General features: G+C 53.0%; 23 protein-coding genes. 11 read left to right on the forward strand and 12 right to left on the reverse strand.

What is annotated here, in order from left to right:
- Nucleotides 1-29 precede the first annotated feature (29 nt).
- The 5 genes from surA to apaH are packed head-to-tail and all read left to right on the forward strand — an operon-like array spanning nucleotide 30 to nucleotide 4362.
- Nucleotides 30-1316 carry a peptidylprolyl isomerase SurA gene (gene surA, locus P2W74_RS19260; protein ID WP_276292869.1) on the forward strand — a complete coding sequence of 429 codons (1287 nt, stop codon included), beginning with the start codon at nucleotides 30-32 and terminating at the stop codon, nucleotides 1314-1316.
- Nucleotides 1316-2305, forward strand: a complete 990-nt coding sequence (pdxA, locus tag P2W74_RS19265; RefSeq protein ID WP_276292870.1) for a 4-hydroxythreonine-4-phosphate dehydrogenase PdxA — start codon at nucleotides 1316-1318, stop codon at nucleotides 2303-2305. Before surA ends, pdxA begins: the two co-directional genes overlap by 1 nt.
- Nucleotides 2302-3123: a 16S rRNA (adenine(1518)-N(6)/adenine(1519)-N(6))-dimethyltransferase RsmA gene (gene rsmA, locus P2W74_RS19270; RefSeq protein ID WP_192611048.1), complete on the forward strand. Its 822-nt coding sequence runs from the start codon at nucleotides 2302-2304 to the stop codon at nucleotides 3121-3123. The genes pdxA and rsmA overlap by 4 nt, the downstream gene beginning before the upstream one ends.
- A gap of 2 nt (nucleotides 3124-3125) precedes the next feature.
- Nucleotides 3126-3503: a Co2+/Mg2+ efflux protein ApaG gene (gene apaG / locus P2W74_RS19275; protein ID WP_192611047.1), complete on the forward strand. Its 378-nt coding sequence runs from the start codon at nucleotides 3126-3128 to the stop codon at nucleotides 3501-3503.
- Between the two features lie 10 nt (nucleotides 3504-3513).
- A complete protein-coding gene (apaH, locus tag P2W74_RS19280; RefSeq protein ID WP_203358957.1) occupies nucleotides 3514-4362 on the forward strand; it encodes a bis(5'-nucleosyl)-tetraphosphatase (symmetrical) ApaH in 849 nt (282 codons plus the stop codon).
- A 72-nt stretch (nucleotides 4363-4434) separates the two neighbouring features.
- On the opposite strand, the gene folA is transcribed toward apaH, so the two are convergent.
- The 8 genes from folA to P2W74_RS19320 form a co-directional block, all read right to left on the reverse strand.
- Entirely contained in the window at nucleotides 4435-4914 is a 480-nt protein-coding gene (gene folA / locus P2W74_RS19285) for a type 3 dihydrofolate reductase (protein WP_162380932.1), read from the reverse strand.
- 198 nt (nucleotides 4915-5112) lie between these two features.
- A complete protein-coding gene (gene kefC / locus P2W74_RS19290) occupies nucleotides 5113-6975 on the reverse strand; it encodes a glutathione-regulated potassium-efflux system protein KefC (protein WP_276292871.1) in 1863 nt (620 codons plus the stop codon).
- Nucleotides 6968-7498 carry a glutathione-regulated potassium-efflux system oxidoreductase KefF gene (gene kefF, locus P2W74_RS19295; RefSeq protein ID WP_276292872.1) on the reverse strand — a complete coding sequence of 177 codons (531 nt, stop codon included), beginning with the start codon at nucleotides 7496-7498 and terminating at the stop codon, nucleotides 6968-6970. Before kefF ends, kefC begins: the two co-directional genes overlap by 8 nt.
- A 120-nt stretch (nucleotides 7499-7618) precedes the next feature.
- Nucleotides 7619-8944 carry an MFS transporter gene (locus P2W74_RS19300; protein ID WP_276292873.1) on the reverse strand — a complete coding sequence of 442 codons (1326 nt, stop codon included), beginning with the start codon at nucleotides 8942-8944 and terminating at the stop codon, nucleotides 7619-7621.
- Between the two features lie 118 nt (nucleotides 8945-9062).
- Nucleotides 9063-9350, reverse strand: coding sequence for a ferredoxin-like protein FixX (gene fixX, locus P2W74_RS19305; protein WP_162380925.1), 288 nt, complete (start codon nucleotides 9348-9350; stop codon nucleotides 9063-9065).
- Nucleotides 9347-10633, reverse strand: a complete 1287-nt coding sequence (locus P2W74_RS19310) for an FAD-dependent oxidoreductase (RefSeq protein ID WP_203358962.1) — start codon at nucleotides 10631-10633, stop codon at nucleotides 9347-9349. Before P2W74_RS19310 ends, fixX begins: the two co-directional genes overlap by 4 nt.
- A 57-nt stretch (nucleotides 10634-10690) precedes the next feature.
- Nucleotides 10691-11632, reverse strand: a complete 942-nt coding sequence (locus P2W74_RS19315) for an electron transfer flavoprotein subunit alpha/FixB family protein (RefSeq protein ID WP_276292874.1) — start codon at nucleotides 11630-11632, stop codon at nucleotides 10691-10693.
- Between the two features lie 11 nt (nucleotides 11633-11643).
- On the reverse strand, nucleotides 11644-12417 hold the full coding sequence (locus tag P2W74_RS19320) for an electron transfer flavoprotein FixA (protein WP_276292875.1): 774 nt from the start codon (nucleotides 12415-12417) through the stop codon (nucleotides 11644-11646).
- Between the two features lie 481 nt (nucleotides 12418-12898).
- Here P2W74_RS19320 and caiT point away from each other — a divergent pair, with 481 nt between their 5' ends.
- From caiT to caiE, 6 genes are all read left to right on the forward strand, one after another.
- Entirely contained in the window at nucleotides 12899-14416 is a 1518-nt protein-coding gene (gene caiT / locus P2W74_RS19325; protein WP_203358965.1) for an L-carnitine/gamma-butyrobetaine antiporter, read from the forward strand.
- A 31-nt stretch (nucleotides 14417-14447) separates the two neighbouring features.
- On the forward strand, nucleotides 14448-15590 hold the full coding sequence (caiA, locus tag P2W74_RS19330) for a crotonobetainyl-CoA dehydrogenase (protein WP_192611036.1): 1143 nt from the start codon (nucleotides 14448-14450) through the stop codon (nucleotides 15588-15590).
- 100 nt (nucleotides 15591-15690) lie between these two features.
- Nucleotides 15691-16911: an L-carnitine CoA-transferase gene (caiB, locus tag P2W74_RS19335; protein WP_276292876.1), complete on the forward strand. Its 1221-nt coding sequence runs from the start codon at nucleotides 15691-15693 to the stop codon at nucleotides 16909-16911.
- Between the two features lie 64 nt (nucleotides 16912-16975).
- Nucleotides 16976-18529 carry a crotonobetaine/carnitine-CoA ligase gene (gene caiC / locus P2W74_RS19340; RefSeq protein WP_276292877.1) on the forward strand — a complete coding sequence of 518 codons (1554 nt, stop codon included), beginning with the start codon at nucleotides 16976-16978 and terminating at the stop codon, nucleotides 18527-18529.
- 116 nt (nucleotides 18530-18645) lie between these two features.
- Entirely contained in the window at nucleotides 18646-19431 is a 786-nt protein-coding gene (gene caiD / locus P2W74_RS19345; RefSeq protein WP_276292878.1) for a crotonobetainyl-CoA hydratase, read from the forward strand.
- A 103-nt stretch (nucleotides 19432-19534) separates the two neighbouring features.
- Nucleotides 19535-20131 (forward strand): carnitine operon protein CaiE, encoded by a 597-nt coding sequence (caiE, locus tag P2W74_RS19350; RefSeq protein WP_276292879.1) that lies wholly within the window; start codon nucleotides 19535-19537, stop codon nucleotides 20129-20131.
- 97 nt (nucleotides 20132-20228) lie between these two features.
- Here caiE and caiF read toward each other — a convergent pair whose 3' ends face one another.
- From caiF to dapB, 4 genes are all read right to left on the reverse strand, one after another.
- Nucleotides 20229-20624: a carnitine metabolism transcriptional regulator CaiF gene (gene caiF, locus P2W74_RS19355; RefSeq protein WP_276292880.1), complete on the reverse strand. Its 396-nt coding sequence runs from the start codon at nucleotides 20622-20624 to the stop codon at nucleotides 20229-20231.
- 289 nt (nucleotides 20625-20913) lie between these two features.
- Complete coding sequence (carB, locus tag P2W74_RS19360) at nucleotides 20914-24138, reverse strand: carbamoyl-phosphate synthase large subunit (protein WP_276292881.1); 3225 nt, start codon at nucleotides 24136-24138, stop codon at nucleotides 20914-20916.
- Nucleotides 24139-24156: 18 nt separating this feature from the next.
- On the reverse strand, nucleotides 24157-25305 hold the full coding sequence (gene carA / locus P2W74_RS19365; protein WP_276292882.1) for a glutamine-hydrolyzing carbamoyl-phosphate synthase small subunit: 1149 nt from the start codon (nucleotides 25303-25305) through the stop codon (nucleotides 24157-24159).
- A gap of 456 nt (nucleotides 25306-25761) precedes the next feature.
- Nucleotides 25762-26583 carry a 4-hydroxy-tetrahydrodipicolinate reductase gene (dapB, locus tag P2W74_RS19370; protein ID WP_276292883.1) on the reverse strand — a complete coding sequence of 274 codons (822 nt, stop codon included), beginning with the start codon at nucleotides 26581-26583 and terminating at the stop codon, nucleotides 25762-25764.
- Nucleotides 26584-26619: the final 36 nt, after the last annotated feature.

Below are 26619 nucleotides of genomic sequence, written 5' to 3' on the forward strand. Positions count from 1 at the left end.
GCATTGCGGTTAATTGAAATGGAAAAAGTATGAAGAACTGGAAAACGCTGCTTCTCGGTATCGCCATGATCGCGAATACCAGTTTCGCTGCCCCACAGGTAGTCGATAAAGTCGCAGCCGTCGTCAATAACGGCGTAGTACTCGAAAGTGACGTCGATGGTTTAATGCAGTCAGTAAAACTCAACGCAGGTCAGGCGGGTCAACAACTTCCGGATGACGCTACGCTGCGCCATCAGATCCTTGAACGTTTGATCATGGATCAGATTCTGCTGCAGATGGGCCAGAAAATGGGCGTCAAAATCTCTGACGAGCAGTTGGATCAAGCCATCACCAACATTGCCAAGCAGAACAACATGACATTGGACCAGATGCGCAGCCGTCTGGCTTACGACGGTTTGAACTATTCGACCTACCGCAGCCAGATCCGTAAAGAGATGATCATCTCTGAAGTGCGTAACAACGAAGTACGCCGTCGTGTAACGATTCTACCGCAGGAAGTGGATGCGCTGGCCCAGCAGGTGGGTAAACAAAACGACGCCAGCACTGAGCTGAACCTGAGCCATATTCTGATTCCGCTGCCGGAAAACCCAACCTCAGACCAGGTGAACGAAGCCGAAAGCCAGGCGCGTTCCGTTGTTGAGCAAGCGCAAAACGGCGCTGATTTCGGCAAACTGGCGATTGCCCATTCAGCTGACCAACAGGCGCTGAAAGGCGGCCAGATGGGTTGGGGTCGTATTCAGGAACTGCCAGGTATCTTCGCCCAGGCGCTGAGCACAGCGAAAAAAGGCGATATCGTCGGCCCGATTCGTTCAGGTGTCGGTTTCCATATTCTGAAAGTGAACGATATGCGTGGCCAAAGCCAGAGCATTTCGGTGACTGAAGTTCATGCCCGTCATATTCTGCTGAAACCGTCGCCGATCATGACCGATCAGCAGGCGCGTCTGAAACTGGAAGAGATCGCGGCGAACATCAAGAGTGGCAAAACCACGTTTGCCGCCGCTGCAAAAGAGTTTTCTCAGGATCCGGGCTCAGCCAATCAGGGCGGCGATCTGGGCTGGGCTGCGGCTGACATTTTCGACCCTGCCTTCCGCGATGCACTGACCCGAATGAACAAAGGCCAGATGAGCGCCCCTGTGCACTCTTCCTTTGGCTGGCATCTGATCGAACTGCTGGATACACGTAACGTTGATAAAACCGACGCGGCCCAGAAAGACAGAGCCTACCGCATGCTGATGAACCGTAAGTTCTCGGAAGAAGCTGCAACCTGGATGCAGGAACAGCGCGCCAGCGCATACGTTAAAATTCTGAGCAATTAATGACCAGAACTCAACGTGTTGTCATCACTCCCGGCGAACCCGCCGGGATTGGTCCGGACCTGGTTGTCCAGCTAGCACAGCGTGAGTGGCCGGTAGAACTCGTCGTCTGTGCGGATGCCACGCTATTAACAGACCGGGCAGCCATGCTCGGTTTACCGCTCACACTACTCCCTTATTCGCCCCACTCTCCAGCCAGGCCTCAGTCAGCTGGCACGCTGACCCTCTTGCCTGTCGCGCTGCGCGCATCAGTCTCTGCGGGTCAGTTGGCGGTCGAAAATGGGCAGTATGTGGTGGATACGCTGGCTCGCGCCTGCGATGGTTGTCTGCAGGGCGAATTTGCGGCACTGGTGACCGGCCCGGTTCACAAAGGCATCATTAATGACGCTGGCGTGCCATTTACCGGACACACGGAGTTTTTAGAAGAGCGCTCACAGGCAAAGAAAGTGGTCATGATGCTGGCAACCGAAGAACTTCGCGTTGCGTTGGTCACCACGCATCTGCCGCTCAGAGCCGTTGCCGATGCCATTACACCGGCCCTGTTGCAGGAAGTTATCGGCATTTTGCATCACGACCTGCGCCTGAAATTTGGCCTGGCCGATCCGCATATTCTGGTGTGTGGTTTGAATCCGCATGCCGGAGAAGGCGGTCATATGGGAACGGAAGAGATAGATACGATCATTCCGGTGCTGGATGCGCTGCGCGCACAGGGTATGCATTTAAGCGGCCCACTGCCCGCCGATACGCTATTTCAGCCTAAATACCTCGATCATGCCGATGCGGTTCTGGCAATGTACCACGATCAGGGTCTTCCCGTGCTAAAATACCAGGGCTTTGGGCGCGGCGTGAATATCACGTTGGGCCTACCCTTTATTCGCACATCTGTTGATCACGGTACCGCGCTTGAACTCGCGGGTCGTGGACAAGCCGATGTCGGCAGTTTTATTACGGCGCTTAATCTCGCCATCAAAATGATTGTTAATACTCAATGAATAATAGAGTCCATCAGGGCCACTTAGCCCGTAAACGCTTCGGGCAAAACTTTCTCAACGATCAGTTTGTGATCGACAGTATCGTTTCCGCTATCAACCCGCAGAAGGGTCAGGCCATGGTCGAAATCGGTCCAGGACTGGCAGCACTGACGGAGCCGGTAGGCGAACGCCTGGATCAGCTCACGGTCATCGAACTCGACCGCGATCTGGCTGCACGTCTGCAAACACACCCGTTCCTGGGGCCGAAGCTGACGATTTATCAGCAAGATGCCATGACCATGAATTTTGGCGAGCTTTCCGAAAAAATGGGGCAGCCGCTGCGTGTGTTTGGCAACTTGCCTTACAACATCTCCACACCGTTGATGTTCCATCTCTTTAGCTATACTGATGCCATTGCTGACATGCACTTTATGCTGCAAAAAGAGGTTGTGAACCGTCTGGTTGCAGGACCAAACAGTAAAGCGTATGGTCGATTAACCGTCATGGCGCAGTATTACTGTCAGGTGATCCCGGTTCTTGAAGTACCGCCATCGGCCTTCACGCCGCCGCCTAAAGTGGATTCTGCCGTTGTACGTCTGGTACCGCATACTACAATGCCGCATCCGGTCAAAGATGTCCGCGTACTGAGCCGTATTACTACCGAAGCCTTTAACCAGCGTCGCAAAACGATTCGCAACAGCCTCGGTAATTTGTTTAGCGTTGAGCTGCTGATCGAACTGGGCGTTGACCCGGCAATGCGGGCAGAAAATATTTCTGTCGCGCAATACTGCAAGATGGCGAACTATCTGTCAGAAAACCCGCCGTCGAAGGAGAGTTAAGCATGATCAATTCGCCCCGAGTGTGTATTCAGGTACAAAGCGTCTATATTGAGGCACAGTCCGCACCTGATGATGAACGTTACGTCTTTGCGTACACCGTTACCATCCGCAATTTGGGGCGAGCGCCAGTACAGCTGTTAGGTCGCTACTGGCTGATTACCAATGGTCATGGCCGTGAAACTGAAGTACAGGGTGAAGGTGTGGTTGGCGTACAGCCACACATCGCGCCTGGTGAAGAATATCAGTATACCAGCGGTGCCGTCATTGAAACGCCGCTGGGCACCATGCAGGGTCATTACGAAATGATCGACGAAAATGGCGTTGCCTTTACGATCGATATCCCCGTATTTCGACTCGCTGTTCCTACACTCATTCATTAAAACTAGAGCGATGGCAACATACCTCATTGGCGACGTTCACGGTTGCTACGACGAACTGATCGCATTGTTAGAACAAGTAGAATTTACCCCAGGGAATGACACCTTATGGTTGACGGGCGATCTGGTCGCCCGTGGTCCCGGTTCGCTGGACGTGCTGCGCTACGTTAAGTCGCTGGGTGACAGCGTTCGCTTAGTGCTGGGCAATCACGACCTTCATCTGCTGGCCGTATTTGCCGGCATCAGTCGCAATAAACCCAAAGACAGGCTTACCCCGCTGCTGGAAGCGCCAGACGCCGACGAACTGCTCAATTGGTTGCGTCGTCAGCCGCTATTACAGGTTGATGAAGAGAAGAAACTGGTCATGGCCCACGCGGGCATCACACCGCAGTGGGATCTACACACCGCCAAAGAGTGCGCACGCGATGTCGAAGCGGTCTTATCCAGCGACTCTTACCCTTTCTTTCTGGACTCGATGTACGGTGATATGCCAAACAACTGGACACCAGAGTTAACGGGGCTGGCGCGCCTGCGTTTTATCACCAACGCGTTTACCCGTATGCGCTACTGTTTTCCGAACGGTCAACTGGATATGTACAGCAAAGAGTCACCGGAAAACGCACCGGCGCCGCTGAAGCCCTGGTTTGCCATTCCGGGACCCGTTAGCGAAGCGTACAGCATTGCTTTTGGACACTGGGCCTCACTGGAAGGAAGAGGCACGCCAGAGGGAATTTACGGGCTGGATACGGGATGCTGCTGGGGCGGTGACTTAACCTGCCTGCGTTGGGAAGATAAAAAATATTTTGTACAGCCATCAAACCGCCACCGAAATCCTGGCGGACATGAAGCGGTGGCGTCGTAATCGCGCAACAGAAATACAGGCCGGATAAGACGCGTCAGCGTCGCCATCCGGCACTATGCGCCTGATTCTCGCTTACCGGCGTTCCAGGACCTCGAAGCAGTAGCTGTGTGAGTTCTGCTCATCGGCGTCATGAAACTCACTGAATACCGATTCCCAGTCATCAGGCTCGTAGTCCGGGAAATGCGTATCCCCTTCAACTTCGGCATCAATATGCGTCAGATACAGCTTCTGCGCTTTCGGCAGGAACTGCTCGTAAACGCGGCCACCGCCAATCACCATAATCTCTGGCGCATCACCACACGCGGCCACCGCGTCGTCAACAGAGGTCACCCACTGCACACGATCGTCGGTACCTGGCTGGCTGCTGATAACGATATTCTTACGCCCTGGCAGCGGTCGACCGATGGATTCCCAAGTGTGACGTCCCATAATGACAGGCTTGTTTAACGTGTTACGTTTAAACCAGGCGAGATCGGCAGGCAGGTTCCACGGCATGGCGTTTTCCATGCCAATAACGCGATCTACCGCTAACGCCGCAATCAGACTGATCATTGAATAATTCCCGGATGCAAAAAAATTGTCGCCACTATACGGAAAGCGCAATCTTTCGTCGACTGGCGGAAAGAAGATGAGCACGAAAATTTTCCGTTCTGCTGGCGACCCCACTCATTTAAAGTGGAGTGCCAGCCTTACAGTAGTTCAAAAACAGTCAATTAGCAGTAAAGTTTGCAGAACATCACATTTTTTACCTTATGCTGACGGTTTTACTTCCGGCTCATCGGCAACGTCGCCCGTATGTTTACCTTCATCCGTGCCTTGCCAGCCATGGCGTTGAATTAAAGACAAATGTTCGCGATCTTCGGTGATGATTTCACTCAGCATTGCACTGGTGCGTTTGTAGACGGCCGCGCGGGCATTTGCGTCATTTTCCCCCATTGCCATCTCTTCAACCATTTGCGTATTGAAACGGCGGAACAAGTCCGCGCGTTCACGCGCTTCATAACGACCTAGCCCTAAACTTTCCAGCGCCAGACGCCCGGTCTTTAACGCGCCTTCGAAGGTTTCACGTTCCGGCATCTCCACCCCGGCCTGTCGCAAACGAATGTAGTGATCGACATCGCGGGCGCGGGCAAGAATTTGCAGACTGGGGAAATGGGTCTTCACCATTTCAGTCAGCTCAAGACTGGTTTGCGGATCGTCAATGGCGTTAATTAACACCTCTGCTTTTGCAGCCCCCGCAGATTCCAGCAAATCCATGCGCGTCGCATCGCCGTAAAACACCTTCATACCAAATTTACGCAGCGTCTCAATATGGTCAGGGTCGTGATCGAGGACGACCATTTTCACCCCACTCGACAACAACAAACGACCGGTTATCTGACCAAAGCGCCCGAACCCGGCAATGATCACGCGCGGTTGTTCTTCGTCAATTTCATCCGCTTCACGTTCTTCATCTGCCGCAGATTTTTCCATCCGTGTCAGAAGAACCAGCAAAATCGGCGTCGCCGCCATAGAGAGAGCAACCGCCAGCGTCAACGCTTTCGCCCATTCAGGATCCAGCACATTCGCCATTTGCGCCGCACCAAACACCACAAACGCAAATTCACTCCCCTGCCCTAATAATACGGCAAACCAGCGACGTTGTTTGTTCGGAACCTGCAACGGTCGGGCTACCAGCCACAGCATGCCCATTTTAATGACCAGGAAACCCACCAGCAGAATGACAATACGCAGCGGGTTATCGATCAGCGTGCCAAAATCGATCGACATGCCGACGCCAATGAAAAACAGTCCCAGTAATAGCCCTTTAAACGGCTCAATATCGCTTTCCAGCGCATGTCGGTATTCTGAGCTCGCCAGCAGCACGCCAGCCAGAAACGCGCCCATTGCCATTGAGAGCCCCACCTCTTCCAGCAGCAATCCGAAGCCGAAAACAAGAAACAGCGCCACGGCGCTAAAGACTTCCCGCAGACCTGTGCGAGCCACAAAACGCAGTGCCGGGCGCGAGACATAGCGCCCCAGCACCACCACCAACACCAGCGCGCCCGCGACTTTCAATGCAGAAAGTGCGAACGCCCCCAGGGTGGTGGACGCGCCGCTGGCCGCCAGCAATGGAATCATCGCCACCAGCGGAATCGCCGCGATATCCTGGAACAGCAGCACCGCAAAGGCGCTACGCCCCATTTGAGAAACCGTCAGATTACGTTCGTTCATCGCCTGCATGGCGATGGCTGTCGAAGAAAGCGCCAGCGTCATACCAATCAGTTCTGCGACCTGCCAGCGCAGACCGAGGAACATACAAAACAGACCAATCAGGCCGCCACAGACCACCATCTGCAAAACGCCGCCGCCAAACACCGATGCCCGCAGTTTCCACAAACGCTGCGGATCCAGCTCAAGACCGATAACAAACAGCATCAGCACTACGCCGATCTCAGCAAAATGCAGGATAGATTCGGCGTCTGTCACCAGGCGTAATCCCCACGGGCCGATAATGCATCCGGCGATGAGATACCCCAGTACCGACCCTAAACCAAGCCGCACGGCAATCGGCACAATCAGCGCCGCAGAGCCCAGATAAATTAACGCCTGTATTAGCGTGTGGCTATCCATTGTGCGCCTCCTGCCATTCCATCAACCGCTGCTTGTAGTGACGCGCCTGCGCCTGCAACGTTTCGTCATCACAAATAAAAGTACAATGCATAGCAAACGGCGGTTGCCAGGTCAGTCCGCAGTAAATTGCAGTGGCCTGCAAAGGCTGAGAAAGCACGTCAAAACCTGGGTGTGCGCCAATATCGAAGTGGCTTTCGCCGCCGCCCGTGGTGACGGCCCACATCAGGTGTTTATTGCGAAGCGCGGTTCCTCCGTGCCCGTAGGCCCAGCCGTGAGAAAGGACTTTATCCATCCAGAGTTTAAGCAAGGGGGGAACGCCGTACCACTGCATTGGGTGTTGCCAGATGATCAGATCAGCGCGGGATAGCGCTTCCTGTTCTGCGGCGATATCGATACTGAAGTCGGGATAAAGCTGGTAAAGAGAGCGAATTTCTACACCGCCCAGCATCCTTGCCTGTTCGAGCATCCGCTTATTCGCATGCGAATGGTGCGGATAAGGATGCGCGTAAATGATAAGAATCATGATTAGCCTGTTATTTTGCGACACTCTTTTACCACAGAGTGTAGTCAGTTATTCACCAGGCTTATAGTCAATATTCTTGAGCGGTCAGGATGAGAATTCTGAACGAGTGGTTCCGGCCGCTTATGGCTTACCGCGAATTTTCATATTCCCTGCCTGCAACAGCGTCAGGCCACGCGTTTCCGGGGCAAACATGACGGAGACAGCCAGACCGATCAGCGAAATCAATGCCCCAATCAGCATCACGTTATTAATTCCGTAGCGGGTGATGAAAATCGGTAACGCCCAGGTGGAGACCACCGTCCCGATACGGCTGAGCGACATGATGACACCGACCGCAGAAGCGCGAATGTCAGTGGGAAACAGCTCGTTGGGGTAAAGCCATTGCAAAATACCCGGCCCACCGGAGAAAAACGCATAGACCGCAAACGCCACCACCACCAGACCGATCCCTAAATTGGGGATAAACCCAAGCAGCGCCAGGGCGAAGGTCATCATCGCAAAGCTGCCGATAAGCAACGGGCGACGACCGATACTGTTCAGCCAGAACATGGCCGGAACACAGCCCAGCATAAAGAAGAGGCTGATCACCACATTTCCTAATGCCGCACTCCGGCCCTGCTCCCAGCCGAGCAATCCAACGATCTGCGGACCAAAGGTGTAGATGGCAAACATCGGGATCACCTGACAGGTCCAGATGACCGCAACGAAAAGCACAAACGGAAAATGGCGGCGGTTAAACAACTGCAGGAAACGGGTTTCCTTAGGCGGTTCGTCATCAAAAACGACGGGTTCGCCAAACAATTTGATCATCATCTTCTGGCACTCTTCCACCCGTCCTTTGCGTAGCAGCCAACGCGGGGATTCCGGGAGGTCAAAACGGCCAATCAGGATGATAAGACACGGAATGGCGGCACTGCCAAGCATCCAGCGCCAGCCGCCTTCAACGTCGTATAAACAATAGCCGACCAGGTTGGCGCAGGTCGCGCCCACGTACCACATAGCGGCAATAAAACCGATGGAGAACGCCCGCTGGCGGGTGTTGGAGAATTCGGTGATCATCGAGGTGGCGATGGGATAATCCGCGCCAATCACAATCCCAATCAGCACGCGCATGATCAGCAGTTCAAACGGTGTAGAGACAAACATGGTCGCCACCGATATCGCCCCAATGGCGACGATATCGATAAGGAACATTTTGCGGCGTCCGACCTTGTCGCAAATATAGCCAAACAGCGAGGTACCAACAAACAGCCCTGCCAGCGTCGCGGCGCCGAGCATACCGATCCATTCTGCGTCCAGGCCCAATGTCGGGGTCAATTGCTCCAGCGCAACGCCGATAATGACGAGTACGTACCCATCCAGAAAGGGTCCACCGCTTCCCCACAGCATGATACGGCGGTGAATGGATGAGAATTTGAGGTCGTCAAAATTCCTTGGCTGCTGCATGGCTATTTCCTGTTTCATCGGCAACGTTGCCGGATGGCGACGCAAAACGTCTTATCCGGCTAACAGAACTGCATATTTTAGTCGGCCGGATGCGCGTAAGCGCTACCCGGCATCGGGCTCAGCCGTAACGAAACTCCACGCCAAAGGTGCCACGCGGGTATTCCCACTTTTCCAGCGCCGTCCCCAAACCGAGGATCCGGCAGGTGCCGCATTCAAGACACCCTGCATAATCAAAACGTACGCTACCGTCATCCTGTTTTTTATACAATCCCGCAGGGCAGGCCTTAATCAGAACTTCCAGCGCCTGTTTATCGGGGTCAGTTTTCAGAATGATGTGTGGATTCTCTTCATCCACATTGAATTTATTAACGCCCAGTTTGACGTCTACATTGACGGAAGAAGTCATAATGCGGTTACTCCTTTAATGCCGTCCTTCATCAAATTGATAAAGCCGACTTTCTTAGCATGGCGCAGGATTTTTTTACGCATCGGCACCGGCGCGCTGCCATCAATGGTAAAGAGATCGCGAGCAATGCCGACAACCATTTCAGGGTATTGCGTAAACATGCGCGGATTGTCGAGGAAGGCAGGTAAACGCTGGTACATGCGCATATCACGCATCGGGCCGTTGTCCAGATGCTGATGGTATTCCGCCAGTCCTTGCTTACTGAAATCGTTGCTACGCATGGCAGAGAGTACCGTTTTCGCGGCGGCTTCACCTGCCGATACTGCCAGATCCATACCGCGAATAGTAAAGCCCAGGTTCATGCACATTCCGGCGGCATCGCCGGCAATCAACACGCCGTCCCCTACCAGCTCAGGCTGCATGTTCATTCCGGCTTCAGGAACGACGTGCGCGGCATATTCGACCATCTTGCCGCCAGCAATGAGCGGAGCGACTGCCGGGTGTTGTTTAAAGTCTTCCAGCATTTGTGGAACCGATTTTTTGGCGTCTTTCAGATGATGAAGGCCGCACACCAGCCCCAGAGAAATGGTTGTTTCATTGGTATAGAGGAAACCGCCGCCCATCAGGCCATCGGTTGGCGATCCTGCAAACAGACAGGCAGCCCCTTCGTTGCCCTGCAACTGGAAGCGATCTTCAATCACCGATTTGGGTAATTCGATAAGCTCTTTTACCCCTACCGCAACGTGTTCTGCTTCAACGCGTTTTGCCATGCCCAGTTGTTCCGCCAACAGAGAATTCACCCCATCGGCCAGGATCACGACCTTCGCTTCGAGAATATCGCCATCGGCTTCAACACCCACCACTTTCCCGTCGCGTTTAACGACGTTATCGACGCGGATGCCGGTGATCAGCTGCGCGCCCGCTTCTTCCGCCTGTTCCATGAGCCAGGCGTCAAATTTACTGCGCAGTACGGAATAAGAAACTTGTGAAGGTGCGGCGTCTTCACCGTTGAAATAATCCACCGTCATCGCCCCTTTATCCGTCATAAAGGCGAGTTTTTCGTGGGTAATTACACGTTCGACGGGAGCCTGTTCAGCAAACCCAGGGAGAATGCGTTCAAGACTATGGGCATAAATACGCCCACCGGTGACATTCTTCGCACCTGCAGAATTGCCGCGCTCGATAACTAACACCTGTGCCCCTTCACGGGCGAGCACCAGCGCCGCAACCGAACCGGCCAGCCCTGCTCCCACGATGATGGCATCAAAGATATCTTCGGACATAAGAACTCCAGATTAACCTGTCGATGGCAGGGCCGGGGGCCGGCCCTGCCTGGTGGATCAGCGTGCTAACGCGCTCGTGAGCGCTGGCAGGATCTTCATAACGTCGCCGACAATGCCGTAATCAGCGTATTGGAATATCGGGGCATTTTTATCTTTGTTAATGGCGCAAATGGTTTGTGAGCCGTTCGCCCCCACCATGTGCTGAATTTGCCCAGAGATCCCGACCGCCAGATACAGGTCTGGCTTAAGCATCAGGTTGGAGATCCCGACATAACGCTCGTGCTCCATCCATTTTTCGTTTTCCGCCACCGGACGGGAGCAGGCCAGCTCCGCGCCAATGGCTTCGCACAGCGCGACCGCCAGAGAAATATTCTCTTTGCTGCCGATGCCTCGCCCGACGCTGACCACCAGGCGCGCTTTGTCGAGATCAACGCTGTTGCTTTGACGCGCCAGCGTTGCGGTGCGGGTCACCGCAATCTCAGGTGACTGCCACTGTACAACCTGCGCAGTCCCACTCAGAGAGGCATCCTGAGCCGCGGCCTCAAACGTGCCGCTGCTGAGCGTGATAACAGCAAATGGCGAAGCGATCGTCTCTTCACCAATGGCCAGACCGCCATAGACCATATGTTTAACGGCCGCACGACCCTCTTTTTGCTCCACCGCGCTCGCGTCATTGGAGACGGCAGCCGACAAACGAAACGCCAGCTTTGCCGCCAGCAGTTTGCCGCGACGGGTATTGGGCAGCAGCACCACTCCCGCCTCGCTTTGCTGACGAATGGTTTGCACCATCACGTCGGCATAATCTTCCATCATGCGGTCATCGGGCTTACCGCTCAGTTGCCAGACGTGATTTGCGCCGGACTGAAACGCCGTTACGCCATCAGTATCGTTAAGCACAAACGCATTAATCTGTTCACCTAAAGCCTGTGCGCCACCCATCAGTTCCGGCAGGCGAGAAGGGGTATCGCTGAATACCCAGACACTGGAAAACTTGCTCATAACATCCCCTTTTAACGAATAATTTTGCGCAGATGATCGGCAAACGCGGCGATCTGTTCTTCACCATCGCCTTCAATGACGATACGCTGACGTTCGCGCTGTTTCGGCGCAGCAACCTGTTGAGCGGAATAAGCGTCAACCGCATTGAATCCGATATCCGCAGATGACCAGACCTGAACCGGTTTTTTGGCCGCGCCAAGAATGGCTTTCATGGACGGAATCTGCGGAGTGTTAATGTCGGTAGAAACGGCCACCACCGCAGGAAGGGGAATGCTCAGGGTTTCGATTTCATCTTCCAGCTCACGTTCCACCGTGAGGGTGTTATCCGCCAGCGAGAGGATCTTGCTGACGCCATTAATGGCGGGGATCTGCAGCGTTTCGCCCACCAGCAGGCTCACCTGCTGTGCATAAAGGTCAGAAGAACCATCGCCACAGACAATCAGATCAAAGCCGGATTTTTGCGCGGCGGCAGCCAGCGCGGCAGCCGTATGCTGCGGTAACGCCTGTTCAAACTGGTCGTCAATCACCACGATCAGTTCATCAGGACCACGGGAGAGCACATCTTTCCGCCCTTTTGCGTTAGTCAGCGCTTTGCCGCCCACGCTCAGCGCAATAACCTGCGCTTCACCAACCTGCTGTTTTAACTGACAAGCAGCTTCGATCGCATTCAGATCGTATTGGCTGATTTTGCCATCTGCTTTGCTGAGATCTAATGAGCCATCAGCATTATTAATCACAATATCCTGTTCATCAGGTACGCACTTGTAGCAAGTAATTATCTTCATTGCATCTCCAGAAATCATGAAGGAAACGTCGTTCATATCGGCAGTGTTAAATATACAGATACCACGCTCTCTAATTCGGAAATAAAACATTAATCACCAATATTGAAAATGTCACACACTGATATTTTCAACTTTCAATAATGTTAAGCCCCTCACCAATATTGAAAACAGCCATCAAAACCCAAAACTTTCAATATTGTTTTGTTGATCACCAATATTGAATGCCAGAGAGTTACGAAAGTAAAAAAATCACACATAACCATTTGATTTTAAATCAAAAACAAACAAATAATCGTCAAAAATCACCCAGCATAAAAGTGTGACACAGGTAACAGTACACAGGGGACTGAATACCCATTATGAAGTACTTTCCAACGCGTTCCCGAGGTTAATAAATCATTAAATAATTATTACAAAAAACAAACAAGAAATAACATCCGGGAACACAAAATAAATTTTGTTTTGACACTGGAATTAACTCATGAAAAATGAAAAGAAAAAATCTGGAATTGAACCAAAGGTTTTTTTTCCGCCATTAATAATTGTTGGAATACTATGTTGGCTAACCGTTCGCGATCTTGATGCGGCAAATGTCGTTATTAACGCCGTATTTAGTTACGTCACGAATGTCTGGGGTTGGGCATTCGAATGGTACATGATTGTGATGCTTTTTGGTTGGTTCTGGCTGGTTTTCGGCCCCTATGCCAAAAAGAAATTAGGCGATGAGGCACCTGAATTCAGCACCACCAGCTGGATTTTTATGATGTTTGCCTCCTGTACCTCAGCCGCCGTCTTATTCTGGGGTTCGATTGAGATTTACTACTACATCTCGACACCACCGTTTGCCCTTGCGGCGAATTCCGTGGGCGCGAAAGAACTCGGACTGGCCTACAGCTTGTTCCACTGGGGACCGTTACCGTGGGCAACATACAGCTTCCTCTCCGTCGCATTCGCTTACTTCTTCTTTGTTCGCAAAATGGACGTCATTCGCCCCAGCTCAACGCTGGTGCCGCTGGTCGGTGAGAAACACGCAAAAGGCTTATTCGGGACCATCGTCGATAACTTCTATCTGGTGGCACTGATCTTTGCGATGGGAACAAGTCTGGGGCTGGCGACACCGCTGGTCACAGAGTGTATGCAGTGGTTGTTTGGCATTCCGCACACGCTGCAACTGGACGCCATCATCATCACCTGCTGGATCATCCTGAATGCGATTTGCGTCGCCTGCGGCCTGCAAAAAGGGGTGAAAATCGCCAGTGATGTGCGTAGTTATTTGAGTTTCCTGATGTTGGGCTGGGTGTTTATTGTCAGCGGCGCCAGCTTCATCATGAACTACTTCACTGATTCCGTCGGCATGTTGCTGATGTATCTCCCGCGCATGCTGTTTTATACCGATGCCATCGGCAAAGGCGGCTTCCCGCAAGGCTGGACGGTCTTCTACTGGGCATGGTGGGTTATTTACGCCATCCAGATGAGTATCTTCCTCGCCCGCATTTCCCGTGGACGTACCGTACGTGAATTGTGCTTCGGGATGGTGCTGGGTCTGACCGCATCCACCTGGATCCTGTGGACCGTTCTCGGTAGCAACACCCTGCTGCTGATGGATAAAAACATTCTCAACATTCCGCAGTTGATCGAACAACACGGTGTGGCGCGCGCCATCATCGAAACCTGGGCCGCACTGCCGTTCAGTACCGCCACGATGTGGGGATTCTTCATCCTCTGCTTTATCGCCACGGTAACACTGATTAACGCCTGTTCTTACACCCTGGCAATGTCGACCTGCCGCGAAGTACGCGACGGCGAAGAACCGCCTCTGCTGATTCGCATCGGTTGGTCAGTGCTGGTTGGCATTATCGGTATTGTCCTGCTGGCGCTCGGCGGTCTGAAACCGATTCAAACCGCCATTATCGCCGGCGGCTGTCCGTTGTTCTTCGTCAATATCATGGTGACGCTGTCCTTTATTAAAGACGCCAAAGTGCACTGGAAAGACAAGTAACTTTAACCCCAATATATCAAGAGGTTGGAAGATGGATTTTAATTTAAATGATGAGCAGGAACTGTTTGTCGCTGGTATTCGTGAACTGATGGCCAGTGAAAACTGGGAAGCGTATTTTGCCGAGTGCGATCGCGACAGCGTCTATCCAGAACGTTTTGTAAAAGCACTGGCGGATATGGGCATTGATAGCCTGCTTATCCCAGAAGAACACGGCGGACTGGAAGCCGGTTTTGTCACCGTCGCGGCGGTCTGGATGGAACTGGGACGCCTGGGCGCGCCAACGTATGTGCTGTACCAGCTTCCAGGTGGGTTTAACACCTTCCTGCGTGAAGGAACCCAAGAACAGATCGATAAGATCATGGCTTTCCAGGGGACCGGGAAGCAAATGTGGAACTCCGCCATCACAGAACCGGGAGCGGGATCAGATGTTGGCAGTTTAAAAACTACTTATACACGTAAAAATGGTAAGGTTTATCTTAACGGCAGTAAGTGCTTTATCACCAGTAGCGCCTATACCCCTTACGTCGTGGTAATGGCACGAGACGCCGCCTCTCCGGACAAACCAGTTTATACCGAATGGTGTGTCGATATGAGCAAAGCGGGCATCAAAGTTAACAAACTTGAGAAGCTCGGTCTGCGCATGGACAGCTGCTGCGAAATCAACTTTGACGACGTCGAACTGGAAGAGAAAGACATGTTCGGTCGTGAAGGTAATGGCTTTAACCGCGTAAAAGAAGAGTTCGATCACGAACGTTTCCTGGTGGCCTTAACCAACTACGGTACCGCGATGTGCGCCTTTGAAGATGCCGCGCGCTATGCGAATCAGCGCGTGCAGTTTGGCGAAACTATCGGTCGCTTCCAGCTGATTCAGGAAAAATTCGCTCACATGGCGATTAAATTAAACTCCATGAAAAACATGCTGTTTGAAGCAGCATGGAAGAGCGATAACGGCACCATCACCTCCGGTGATGCCGCGATGTGTAAGTACTTCTGCGCCAATGCTGCGTTTGAAGTTGTGGACAGTGCTATGCAGGTGTTGGGCGGCGTGGGGATTGCGGGCAACCACCGTATCACGCGTTTCTGGCGTGACCTGCGCGTTGACCGTGTATCCGGCGGTTCTGACGAAATGCAGATCCTGACGCTGGGTCGTGCAGTACTGAAACAATATCGCTAAATGGAATGCCCGGTAGCGCTTCGCTTACCGGGCCTACGTTTTTGTTGCCCGGATAAGGCGTTTACGTCGCTGTCCGGCAACATGCAGCAGGAGCCATATCATGACCGAGCATTTACCGATGCCCACCTTTGGGCCACTTACCGGGTTGAGGGTTGTCTTCTCCGGGATTGAAATCGCTGGACCGTTCGCCGGGCAAATGTTTGCCGAGTGGGGCGCCGAAGTCATCTGGATTGAAAACGTTGCCTGGGCCGATACGATCCGCGTCCAGCCCAACTATCCACAACTTTCACGTCGTAATCTGCACGCTCTTTCCCTGAACATTTTCAAAGATGAAGGCCGGGAAGCGTTTCTTAAACTCATGGAAACCACCGATATCTTCATTGAAGCCAGTAAAGGTCCGGCATTTGCCCGTCGCGGGATCACCGATGAAGTGCTTTGGGAGCATAACCCGAAGCTGGTCATCGCCCATCTTTCTGGTTTTGGTCAGTACGGTACCGAGGAGTACACCAACCTTCCGGCGTACAACACCATCGCCCAGGCCTTCAGCGGCTACCTGATTCAAAACGGCGACGTCGATCAGCCGATGCCAGCCTTCCCGTACACGGCGGACTATTTTTCCGGCATGACCGCTACCACCGCGGCGCTGGCGGCACTGCACAAAGTGCGTGAAACCGGTAAAGGCGAAAGTATTGATATCGCCATGTACGAAGTCATGTTGCGCATGGGGCAGTACTTCATGATGGATCACTTCAACGGCGGTGAAGTTTGCCCGCGAATGACCAAAGGCAAAGACCCCTACTACGCCGGGTGCGGACTCTATAAATGCGCGGACGGCTATATCGTCATGGAGCTGGTCGGCATTACCCAAATTAACGAATGCTTTAAAGATATTGGCCTCGCACACATCCTGGGGACGCCAGAAGTCCCGGAAGGCACGCAGCTGATTCACCGCGTCGAATGTCCGTATGGACCTCTAGTGGAAGAAAAACTGGATGCCTGGCTGGCAACGCACACCATCGCCGAGGTGCAGGAACGTTTTGCCGAGTTGAATATCGCTTGTGCAAAAGTACTGACTATCCCGGAGCTGGAAGACAACCCGCAATATGTTGCCCGTGAATCCATCACGCAGTGGCAAACGATAGACGGTCGCACCTGTAAAGGGCCGAACGTGATGCCGAAATTCAAAAATAACCCAGGGAAAATCTGGCGAGGCATGCCTACACACGGCATGGATACCGCCGCCATTCTTAAAAATATCGGTTATAGCGAAGCAGACATTAAAGAGCTGGTCGGCAAAGGTCTGGCCAAAGTTGAGAACTAAACGCGGTCGCGCTGGCTGGCTTTGCCAGTTAGCGCCATCACGGTGAAAAACGGATAGAGGTGCAATGGATATCGTTGGCGGACAAAACTTACGTCAGATGTGGGACGACCTTGCGGACGTCTATGATGATAAAATGGCGCTCATTTTCGAGTCCAGCGAGGGCATCGTACAGCAATTCAGCTATGCCTCGCTGAATGAGGAAATCAACCGTACAGCAAACCTGTTCTATTCGTTAGGGATTCGAAAAGGCGATAAGGTTGCACTCCATCTGGATAACTGCCCGGAATTTATCTTCTGCTGGTTTGGACTGGCAAAAATTGGGGCCGTCATGGTGCCGATTAATGCCCGGTTGCTGCGGGAAGAAAGCACCTGGATTTTGCAAAGTAGCCAGGCACAGCTGTTAGTCACCAGCAGTCAGTTCTATCCGATGTACCAACAAATTCAGCAGGATGCCGACAATCCGCTTACGTGCATTTGTCTCATCGGGCAGGACGTTCCAAAGGCAGATGGCATTATCAACTTTACTCAGTTGAGAACGCAGCAATCTACCACGCTTCATTATGCTCCGCCGCTCAGTACGGACGATACCGCCGAAATACTGTTCACCTCTGGCACCACGTCACGCCCTAAAGGGGTGGTCATCACCCACTATAATTTACGTTTCGCAGGCTACTACTCCTCCTGGCAATGTGCCTTGCGCGAGGATGATATCTACCTGACGGTCATGCCTGCTTTTCATATCGACTGTCAGTGTACGGCGGCAATGGCCGCGTTCTCGGTGGGCTGTACCTTTGTATTGATCGAGAAATACAGCGCCCGCGCGTTTTGGGAACAGGTACGAAAATACCGCGCCACCGTCACCGAATGCATCCCGATGATGATCCGGACGCTGATGGTACAACCCGAATCGCCACAAGACCGGCAGCATCACCTGCGCGAAGTGATGTTCTACCTCAACTTGTCGGTACAGGAAAAAGATGACTTTATTGCGCGCTTCGGCGTCAGACTGCTGACCTCCTACGGAATGACGGAGACTATTGTCGGGATCATTGGCGACAGACCGGGAGACAAGCGACGCTGGCCCTCTATCGGACGCGTCGGTTTTTGTTATGAAGCCGAAATCCGCGACGAGAACAACCGCCCTCTCCCCCCCGGTGAGACCGGTGAAATCTGTATCAAAGGCATCCCAGGGAAAACCATTTTCAAAGAGTATTACGACCGCCCGGATGCGACCGCAAAAGCGCTGGAGCCAGAGGGCTGGCTGCATACGGGTGATTCCGGCTACAGAGACGAAGAAGGCTTTTTCTACTTTGTCGACCGGCGCTGCAACATGATCAAGCGCGGAGGGGAAAACGTCTCCTGCGTTGAACTGGAAAATATTATTTCCGCACACCCGAAAATTCAGGACATCGTTGTCGTCGGGATTAAAGATTCTATTCGCGATGAAGCCATTAAAGCTTTTGTGGTGCTCAACGAAGGGGAAACGTTAAGCGAAGATGAATTTTTCGGTTTTTGTGAAATGAATATGGCGAAATTTAAAGTTCCCTCTTTTATGGAGATACGAACCGATTTGCCTCGCAATTGTTCAGGAAAAATAATCAAAAAAAATCTGAAATAACGCACACGGTGGGGAAACACCCCGCCCAGAACAAATATCACGACGAAATGGATGCAGCGCTTTGCAGGATCTGTGCTGCCTCTGTAACGGAATAACAATAATTAAGGAGTGAAAATATGAGTGAATCATTACATCTGACCCGCAATGGCCCAATTCTGGAAATTACCCTGGACAGGCCAAAAGCGAATGCCATCGACGCCAAAACCAGTTTCGAAATGGGCGAAGTTTTTCTCCAGTTCCGTGACGATCCTCAACTGCGCGTGGCCATTATTACCGGCGGCGGCGAAAAATTCTTTTCTGCCGGTTGGGACCTGAAAGCCGCAGCTGAAGGTGAAGCGCCAGATGCAGATTTTGGTCCTGGCGGATTTGCCGGTTTAACCGAAATCTTTGACCTCGACAAACCGGTCATTGCCGCCGTTAACGGCTATGCGTTTGGCGGTGGCTTTGAGCTGGCGCTGGCGGCTGACTTTATTGTCTGCGCAGAAAACGCCAGCTTCGCGTTGCCGGAAGCCAAACTGGGGATCGTGCCGGACAGCGGCGGCGTTCTGCGTCTGCCCAAACTGCTGCCTCCTGCCATCGTTAATGAAATGGTGATGACCGGCCGACGCATGGATGCGGAAGAAGCACTACGCTGGGGGATCGTGAACCGCGTCGTGAGCCAGTCAGCATTGATGGACAGCGCCCGCGAACTGGCGCAACAGCTGGTAGACAGTGCACCGCTGGCCATCGCCGCGCTCAAAGAGATTTATCGCGCCACCAGCGAAATGTCGGTTGAAGAAGGCTATCGCCACATCCGCAGCGGCGCGCTAAAACATTACCCTGCCGTACTGCATTCCGAAGATGCCGTCGAAGGGCCGCTGGCATTTGCAGAAAAACGCGACCCGGTTTGGAAAGGGCGTTAATGCCCGATGGCGCTAACGCTTATCCGGTCTACAAAGAGTGCTGTTTCGTAAGCCGGATAAGGTATTTATGCCGTCATCCGGCAAAAAACATAAAGGAATACTCATGAGCTATTACGCCTTTGAAGGCCTGATTCCGGTGGTGCACCCAGAGGCGTATGTCCATCCCAGCGCCGTGCTTATTGGCGATGTGATTGTTGGGGCTGGCGTTTATATCGGCCCACACGCTTCGCTGCGCGGCGACTATGGCCGCCTGATCCTTGAAGCAGGCGCCAATCTCCAGGATGGTTGCATTATGCATGGCTATTGCGACACCGATACCATCGTGCATGAGAATGGGCACATTGGACACGGTGCGATTCTGCACGGTTGTATTGTCGGCCGGGACGCGCTGGTCGGCATGAACAGCGTCATCATGGACGGCGCTGTCATTGGCGAAGAGAGCATCGTCGCGGCGATGAGTTTTGTGAAAGCAGGATTTACAGGTGCTCCCCGCCAGCTACTGGTGGGCACGCCAGCGCGCTTTCTGCGTCCAGTGACGGACGAGGAGTTGCGCTGGAAGCGGCTCAATACGCAGGAATATCAGGATCTCGCCGTCCGCTGCCGGACATCGCTACATGAAACACAACCGTTAACACAGGTTGAAGCAAACCGGCCGCGACTGAAAGGCACAACGGAAGTGAAACCCAAATCGGAAATGTAAATCATGCCGGATGGCGCCAGCGCCTATCCGGGCAATCAGAAAGGTGAATGTGCTTGTCGGATAAGGCGTTTCACGACGCCATCCGACAAACAGGCCATTAACGACGCATGCTTTTAGAGAGCATCATTTGCCATTTTTGCTCGCGATTGAGTTCCCTGGGCGGTACGCCAGGCATACAAGATCGGCTCACCGGACTCACCACTTTCGCCTGCGTACTGATACCCAGGCGGGTATACAGTGAAGCATCAATATTATTGATACGCACCAGTCGCTGACACTGACATCCCCGTCCCTCAAGCTGGTTTGGAATTGTCTTGGTTTCGCAGGCTATTTCCCCAACCTCAGAGAGAATATAAGAAACCGTATTAATCGCTTTACAATGGTCCATATCAAAATGCTTAGCTATCTCTTTGGCGCTTACCCAACGATTTTGCGCCATCACCCAATCAGCAATTAACAAATAAAGTGGTTTTTCAACATATTCTTCACACATAGGCACACCATTTTCACTAATTAAAATTCTTACTCAGGCTCGGTCGGCGCGAATTAAACACAATGCCATTAGCCGTATTAAAGTCGTGGATATCAGCGATAATATGCAAGTTAGAGGCTAATTAGTGTGAGCTAAATCTTGCTTGTCACATTGTAAGTATAATTAAAGAAATATAAATCCCCTGGAATTAACTTACCGACCAAAAAAAACGGCTCCTTTTCAGGAACCGTTCAGATTAATGACAATATTCCGTTTTACCGGATGGCAGGTGAATACCCGCCATCCGGGATTATTTTTTAATCTGCGCGTGCATTTCCTGCACCGATGTCACCTTCTCAGTGGCATCGGCATTTAACGCCATCGCCGTGGCGAAACCGCCGTTCAGCGTGGTGTCATAATGCACTTTATACTGCAGCGCGCTGCGGCGAATCAGTTTGGAGTCTTCAATCGCCTGGCGACCTGCGGTGGTGTTGATGATGTAGGTGTATTCGCCATTCTTGATACGGTCCTGAATGTGCGGACGGCCTTCATGCACTTTGTTCACCAGACGCGGGTTAATACCGGCTTCTCCCAGCACAATCGCCGTGCCGTGGGTAGCATCCAGTTCGAAGCCCTGTTTCAGCAGTTTTGCGGCCAGGTCCACCACACGCTCTTTGTCACCTTCGCGAACAGAGAGCAATGCGCGACCGGATTTCTTCATGGTAGAGCTGCTGCCCAGCTGCGCTTTCGCGAACGCTTCTGCAAAGGTGCGCCCCACGCCCATCACTTCCCCGGTAGAGCGCATTTCTGGCCCTAACAGCGGGTCAACGCCCGGGAATTTGTTGAACGGCAGTACCACTTCTTTCACCGAGTAGTACGGCGGGATAATCTCTTTGGTAACACCCTGTTCGGTCAGTGACTTACCGGCCATCACGCGCGCTGCCACTTTCGCCAGCGGAACACCCGTCGCTTTGGAGACGAACGGCACGGTACGCGCCGCGCGCGGGTTGACTTCAATCAGGTAGACTTCGTTGTCTTTCACCGCGAACTGAACGTTCATCAGGCCGCGAACCTGCAGTTCGAAGGCCAGTTTCTGCACCTGCTGGCGCATCACGTCCTGGATTTCCTGGCTCAGAGTGTAAGCAGGCAGCGAGCAGGCGGAGTCACCGGAGTGAACGCCAGCCTGTTCGATGTGCTCCATAATGCCGCCAATCAGCACCATCTCGCCGTCGCAGATAGCATCCACATCCACTTCAATAGCATCGTCCAGGAAGCGGTCCAACAGCACCGGCGCATCGTTAGAAACGCTGACTGCCGTCTGGAAGTAGCGACGCAGGTCGGCTTCATCGTAGACGATTTCCATCGCACGGCCGCCCAGTACGTAGGACGGGCGCACTACCAGCGGGTAGCCAATCTCTTTCGCCTTCTCAACGGCCATCTCAATGGCGGTTACGGTGGCGTTCGCCGGTTGTTTCAGCTTCAGACGGTCAACGGCTTTCTGGAAGCGCTCACGGTCTTCCGCACGGTCAATCGCATCCGGGCTGGTACCGATAACCGGTACGCCCGCCGCTTCCAGCGCACGCGCCAGTTTCAGCGGCGTCTGACCACCGTACTGTACGATAACGCCTTTCGGCTTCTCGACGCGGACGATTTCCAGCACATCCTCCAGAGTTACCGGCTCAAAGTAGAGACGGTCAGAGGTGTCGTAGTCGGTAGAGACCGTTTCCGGGTTACAGTTGACCATGATGGTCTCGTAACCGTCTTCGCGCAGCGCCAGCGAGGCGTGTACGCAGCAGTAGTCGAACTCGATCCCCTGGCCGATACGGTTTGGACCGCCGCCCAGCACCATGATCTTGTCGCGATCCTGATTCGGATTCGCTTCGCACTCATCTTCATACGTGGAGTACATGTACGCGGTGTCGGTGGCGAATTCTGCGGCGCAGGTGTCCACACGCTTGTAAACCGGGTGCAGGTTGAACTGGTCGCGCAGCTTGCGGATTTCCGCTTCGCGAACGCCGGCCAGTTTAGCCAGACGCGCATCGGCAAAACCTTTGCGCTTCAACTGGCGCAGGAAGTCCGCGTCGAGGCCGTTAATGCCCACTTCCGCCACTTTCTCTTCCAGGCGCACCAGCTCTTCAATTTGCACCAGGAACCAGCGGTCGATATTGGTCAGGTTAAACACGCCGTCGACAGACAGGCCAGCGCGGAAGGCGTCAGCGATGTACCAGATACGCTCAGCGCCCGCGTCTTTCAGCTCACGGCGGATTTTGGTCAGCGCTTCCGGGTCATCCAGGCTCACTTTCGGGTCAAAGCCCATCGCGCCCACTTCCAGACCGCGCAGCGCTTTCTGCAGGGATTCCTGCTGGGTGCGGCCAATCGCCATCACTTCACCGACAGATTTCATCTGGGTGGTCAGACGGTCGTTCGCGCCCACAAATTTCTCGAAGTTGAAGCGAGGAATTTTGGTCACAACGTAGTCGATGGAAGGCTCGAACGAGGCCGGAGTACGTCCGCCGGTAATGTCGTTCATCAGCTCATCGAGGGTGTAACCTACCGCCAGTTTCGCCGCCACTTTAGCAATCGGGAAGCCGGTCGCTTTCGACGCCAGCGCCGAGGAGCGGGATACACGCGGGTTCATTTCGATGACAATCAGGCGACCGTTTTTCGGGTTCACCGCAAACTGGACGTTAGAACCGCCGGTTTCCACGCCGATTTCACGCAGTACCGCCATCGAGGCGTTACGCATGATTTGGTATTCTTTATCGGTCAGCGTCTGCGCTGGCGCTACGGTGATGGAGTCACCGGTATGAATGCCCATGGCGTCGAAGTTTTCGATAGAGCAGACGATGATGCAGTTGTCGTTTTTATCACGCACCACTTCCATCTCGTACTCTTTCCAGCCAATCAGCGACTCATCAATCAGCAGTTCGTTGGTGGGGGAAAGATCCAGCCCGCGTTCGCAAATTTCTTCGAACTCTTCGCGGTTATAGGCAATACCGCCGCCGGTGCCGCCCATGGTGAAGCTAGGTCGGATGATGCAAGGGAAGCCGACGTCAGCGGCAACCGCCAGCGCTTCTTCCATCGTGTGAGCGATACCCGAGCGCGCGGTGTCGAGACCGATTTTCTTCATCGCAATGTCGAAGCGACGGCGGTCTTCCGCTTTATCAATCGCATCAGCTGTCGCGCCAATCATGGTCACGCCGAACTCTTCCAGTACGCCCTGACGCTCCAGTTCCAGCGCGCAGTTCAGCGCTGTCTGGCCGCCCATGGTCGGCAGTACGGCGTCCGGACGCTCTTTCTCGATGATTTTGCGCACCACTTCCCAGTGAATCGGCTCGATGTAGGTGGCATCGGCCATTTCCGGGTCGGTCATGATGGTCGCCGGGTTAGAGTTCACCAGAATAACGCGGTAACCCTCTTCACGCAGGGCTTTACAGGCCTGTGCGCCGGAGTAGTCAAATTCGCAGGCCTGGCCGATAACAATCGGACCAGCGCCAAGGATCAGGATGCTTTTTATATCTGTACGTTTTGGCATTGTCTTCTCGGCTCCTGATTATTTAGCGGTCTTACGGTATTGCTCGATAAGTTCGATAAAGTGATCGAACAGTGGCGCGGCATCGTGCGGGCCTGGGCTGGCTTCCGGGTGTCCCTGGAAGCTAAACGCCGGTTTGTCGGTGCGATGGATACCTTGCAGGGTGTGGTCAAACAGGGATTTATGCGTCACGCGCAGATTGGCAGGCATCGACGCCTCATCAACCGCAAAACCGTGGTTCTGGGCAGTAATCATCACGGTATTGTTATCAATATCTTTGACCGGATGGTTGCCGCCGTGGTGGCCAAACTTCATCTTGATGGTTTTCGCACCGCTTGCCAGCGCCAGTAGCTGATGGCCGAGGCAGATACCGAACACCGGAATGTCGGTTTCGAGGAATTTCTGAATCGCGGTAATAGCATAGTCACACGGCGCCGGGTCGCCAGGGCCGTTAGAGAGGAAAATGCCGTCCGGGTTCATTTTCAGAACGTCTTCTGCAGAGGTCTGCGCTGGCACCACTGTCAGGCGACAGCCGCGATCTACCAGCATACGCAGAATGTTGCGTTTAGCGCCGTAGTCATACGCCACCACATGGAACGGCAGTTCTTCCTCTTTTTTCGCTTCTGGCAGTTCGCCTGAAAGCGTCCAGCTCCCCTGCGTCCAGCTATAGGCTTCCGCTGTGGTCACTTCTTTCGCCAGGTCCATCCCGTTCAGGCCAGGGAAGGCTTTCGCTTTTTCCTGCGCCAGTGCCGCATCCAGATTATCACCCGCGATGATGCAGCCGTTCTGTGCGCCCTTCTCGCGCAGCAGACGCGTCAGCTTACGGGTATCGATATCGGCAATCGCCACGATGTTATGGCGCTTCAGGTAAGAAGAGAGGTCTTCGGTATTGCGGTAGTTGCTGGCAATCAGCGGCAGGTCGCGAATAATCAGACCTTGCGCATGTACCTGAGAGGATTCTGCATCGGCTTCATTGGTGCCGACATTACCGATATGGGGATAAGTAAGAGTGACGATTTGGCGAGAATAGGAAGGATCAGTGAGGATTTCTTGATAACCGGTCATTGAAGTATTGAAAACGACTTCCCCAACCGCCGAACCTGTTGCCCCTATGGCCCGACCGTGAAACTGGGTTCCGTCTTCCAGAACCAATAGCGCTGACTTAATCAAAACACCCTCCAGAGAATATTCACTCACTTTATTTGCATATTAATTCATTATGACTGCATGAATCAATGCAAATTTGCTTACCCATGTATTTCTGGCAAACGGCGGCATTCTAGAGACAGACCGGACAAAAGTCTACCTGAAAGGGGAATTTTTATTATTATTTTGAGTCACTGGGATAAATCACGTGATTTAACAGGCAAAAAGATCAGCTAAGTCACGTCGGGAAACGCTTGCGCGGCAGAAAGAGCATGAAAAAACATTATCAAGATGAAAAAAGTAGACCATTTGGTCAAAATTTACATAAAACCAACAAAAACAAAGATAAAAACACGATATTATGAGGAATTGGTTAAAAGTACATGACAAAAGCAATAAAATAAAAGGGCAATAAAATATTGCCCTATGTAATCAATAAATTATGACTACAATGACCACATCACTAAGGGTAACTTATGCTTATAAATTATTTAAATTAAGCACATCTCGCATATCAAAAAGACCATTTGATTTGCATTTTAACCAAATTGCCGATTTTACGGCTCCGTTAGCAAATGTCATGCGACTGGATGCCTTATGCGTGATCTCAACGCGCTCGCCAATATCGGCAAACATCGCGGTATGTTCACCCACAATGTCCCCCGCACGCACGGTAGCAAAACCAATCGTGCCCGGCACACGCTCACCGGTATAGCCTTCCCGGCTGTAGACGGCGCAGTCTTTAAGATCTTTGTCCAGCGCATGGGCAATCGCTTCCCCCATCGCCAGTGCTGTACCTGACGGCGCATCCACTTTATGACGATGGTGCGCTTCAATAATTTCAATGTCGGCGTAGTCGCCCATTACTTTTGCCGCTTTTTCGAGAAGCTTCAGCATAACGTTGACGCCCACGCTAAAGTTCGCCGCAAACACAATCCCTACCTCCTGAGCGGCGTCGCGAATAGCCTGCTTACCGGCCTCGTCAAACCCGGTCGTGCCGATCACCATGCCTTTGCCGTGCTGGCGGCAAAAGGCCAGATGCGTCAGCGTCCCTTCCGGGCGGGTAAAATCAATGAATACATCAAAATCGTCTTTGATGGCATCAAGGCTGCTTTGTACGGTAACACCGCACTTTCCGGCGCCCGCCAGTTCACCGGCATCGCTGCCCAGCAATGAGGAACCTTCCCGCTCCAACGCTGCGCCCAGTTGAACGCCTTCCATGCTCAGTGTCGCCTGAATCAACTGGCGTCCCATGCGTCCACCGGCTCCCGCGATGGCAACGCGGATATGTGCATCATGCATAGCTATTCTCTTTTGTTAATTTTGCGTAAATCGTTT

It is taken from the genome of Citrobacter enshiensis (assembly GCF_029338175.1).
GTDB lineage: Bacteria > Pseudomonadota > Gammaproteobacteria > Enterobacterales > Enterobacteriaceae > Citrobacter_D > Citrobacter_D enshiensis.

Coding starts and splice junctions, on each gene's coding strand:
- surA (WP_276292869.1), top strand. CDS start 30: ATGAAGAACTGGAAAACGCTGCTTCTCGGTATCGCCATGATCGCGAAT.
- pdxA (WP_276292870.1), top strand. CDS start 1,316: ATGACCAGAACTCAACGTGTTGTCATCACTCCCGGCGAACCCGCCGGG.
- rsmA (WP_192611048.1), top strand. CDS start 2,302: ATGAATAATAGAGTCCATCAGGGCCACTTAGCCCGTAAACGCTTCGGG.
- apaG (WP_192611047.1), top strand. CDS start 3,126: ATGATCAATTCGCCCCGAGTGTGTATTCAGGTACAAAGCGTCTATATT.
- apaH (WP_203358957.1), top strand. CDS start 3,514: ATGGCAACATACCTCATTGGCGACGTTCACGGTTGCTACGACGAACTG.
- folA (WP_162380932.1), bottom strand. CDS start 4,914: ATGATCAGTCTGATTGCGGCGTTAGCGGTAGATCGCGTTATTGGCATG.
- kefC (WP_276292871.1), bottom strand. CDS start 6,975: ATGGATAGCCACACGCTAATACAGGCGTTAATTTATCTGGGCTCTGCG.
- kefF (WP_276292872.1), bottom strand. CDS start 7,498: ATGATTCTTATCATTTACGCGCATCCTTATCCGCACCATTCGCATGCG.
- P2W74_RS19300 (WP_276292873.1), bottom strand. CDS start 8,944: ATGCAGCAGCCAAGGAATTTTGACGACCTCAAATTCTCATCCATTCAC.
- fixX (WP_162380925.1), bottom strand. CDS start 9,350: ATGACTTCTTCCGTCAATGTAGACGTCAAACTGGGCGTTAATAAATTC.
- P2W74_RS19310 (WP_203358962.1), bottom strand. CDS start 10,633: ATGTCCGAAGATATCTTTGATGCCATCATCGTGGGAGCAGGGCTGGCC.
- P2W74_RS19315 (WP_276292874.1), bottom strand. CDS start 11,632: ATGAGCAAGTTTTCCAGTGTCTGGGTATTCAGCGATACCCCTTCTCGC.
- P2W74_RS19320 (WP_276292875.1), bottom strand. CDS start 12,417: ATGAAGATAATTACTTGCTACAAGTGCGTACCTGATGAACAGGATATT.
- caiT (WP_203358965.1), top strand. CDS start 12,899: ATGAAAAATGAAAAGAAAAAATCTGGAATTGAACCAAAGGTTTTTTTT.
- caiA (WP_192611036.1), top strand. CDS start 14,448: ATGGATTTTAATTTAAATGATGAGCAGGAACTGTTTGTCGCTGGTATT.
- caiB (WP_276292876.1), top strand. CDS start 15,691: ATGACCGAGCATTTACCGATGCCCACCTTTGGGCCACTTACCGGGTTG.
- caiC (WP_276292877.1), top strand. CDS start 16,976: ATGGATATCGTTGGCGGACAAAACTTACGTCAGATGTGGGACGACCTT.
- caiD (WP_276292878.1), top strand. CDS start 18,646: ATGAGTGAATCATTACATCTGACCCGCAATGGCCCAATTCTGGAAATT.
- caiE (WP_276292879.1), top strand. CDS start 19,535: ATGAGCTATTACGCCTTTGAAGGCCTGATTCCGGTGGTGCACCCAGAG.
- caiF (WP_276292880.1), bottom strand. CDS start 20,624: ATGTGTGAAGAATATGTTGAAAAACCACTTTATTTGTTAATTGCTGAT.
- carB (WP_276292881.1), bottom strand. CDS start 24,138: ATGCCAAAACGTACAGATATAAAAAGCATCCTGATCCTTGGCGCTGGT.
- dapB (WP_276292883.1), bottom strand. CDS start 26,583: ATGCATGATGCACATATCCGCGTTGCCATCGCGGGAGCCGGTGGACGC.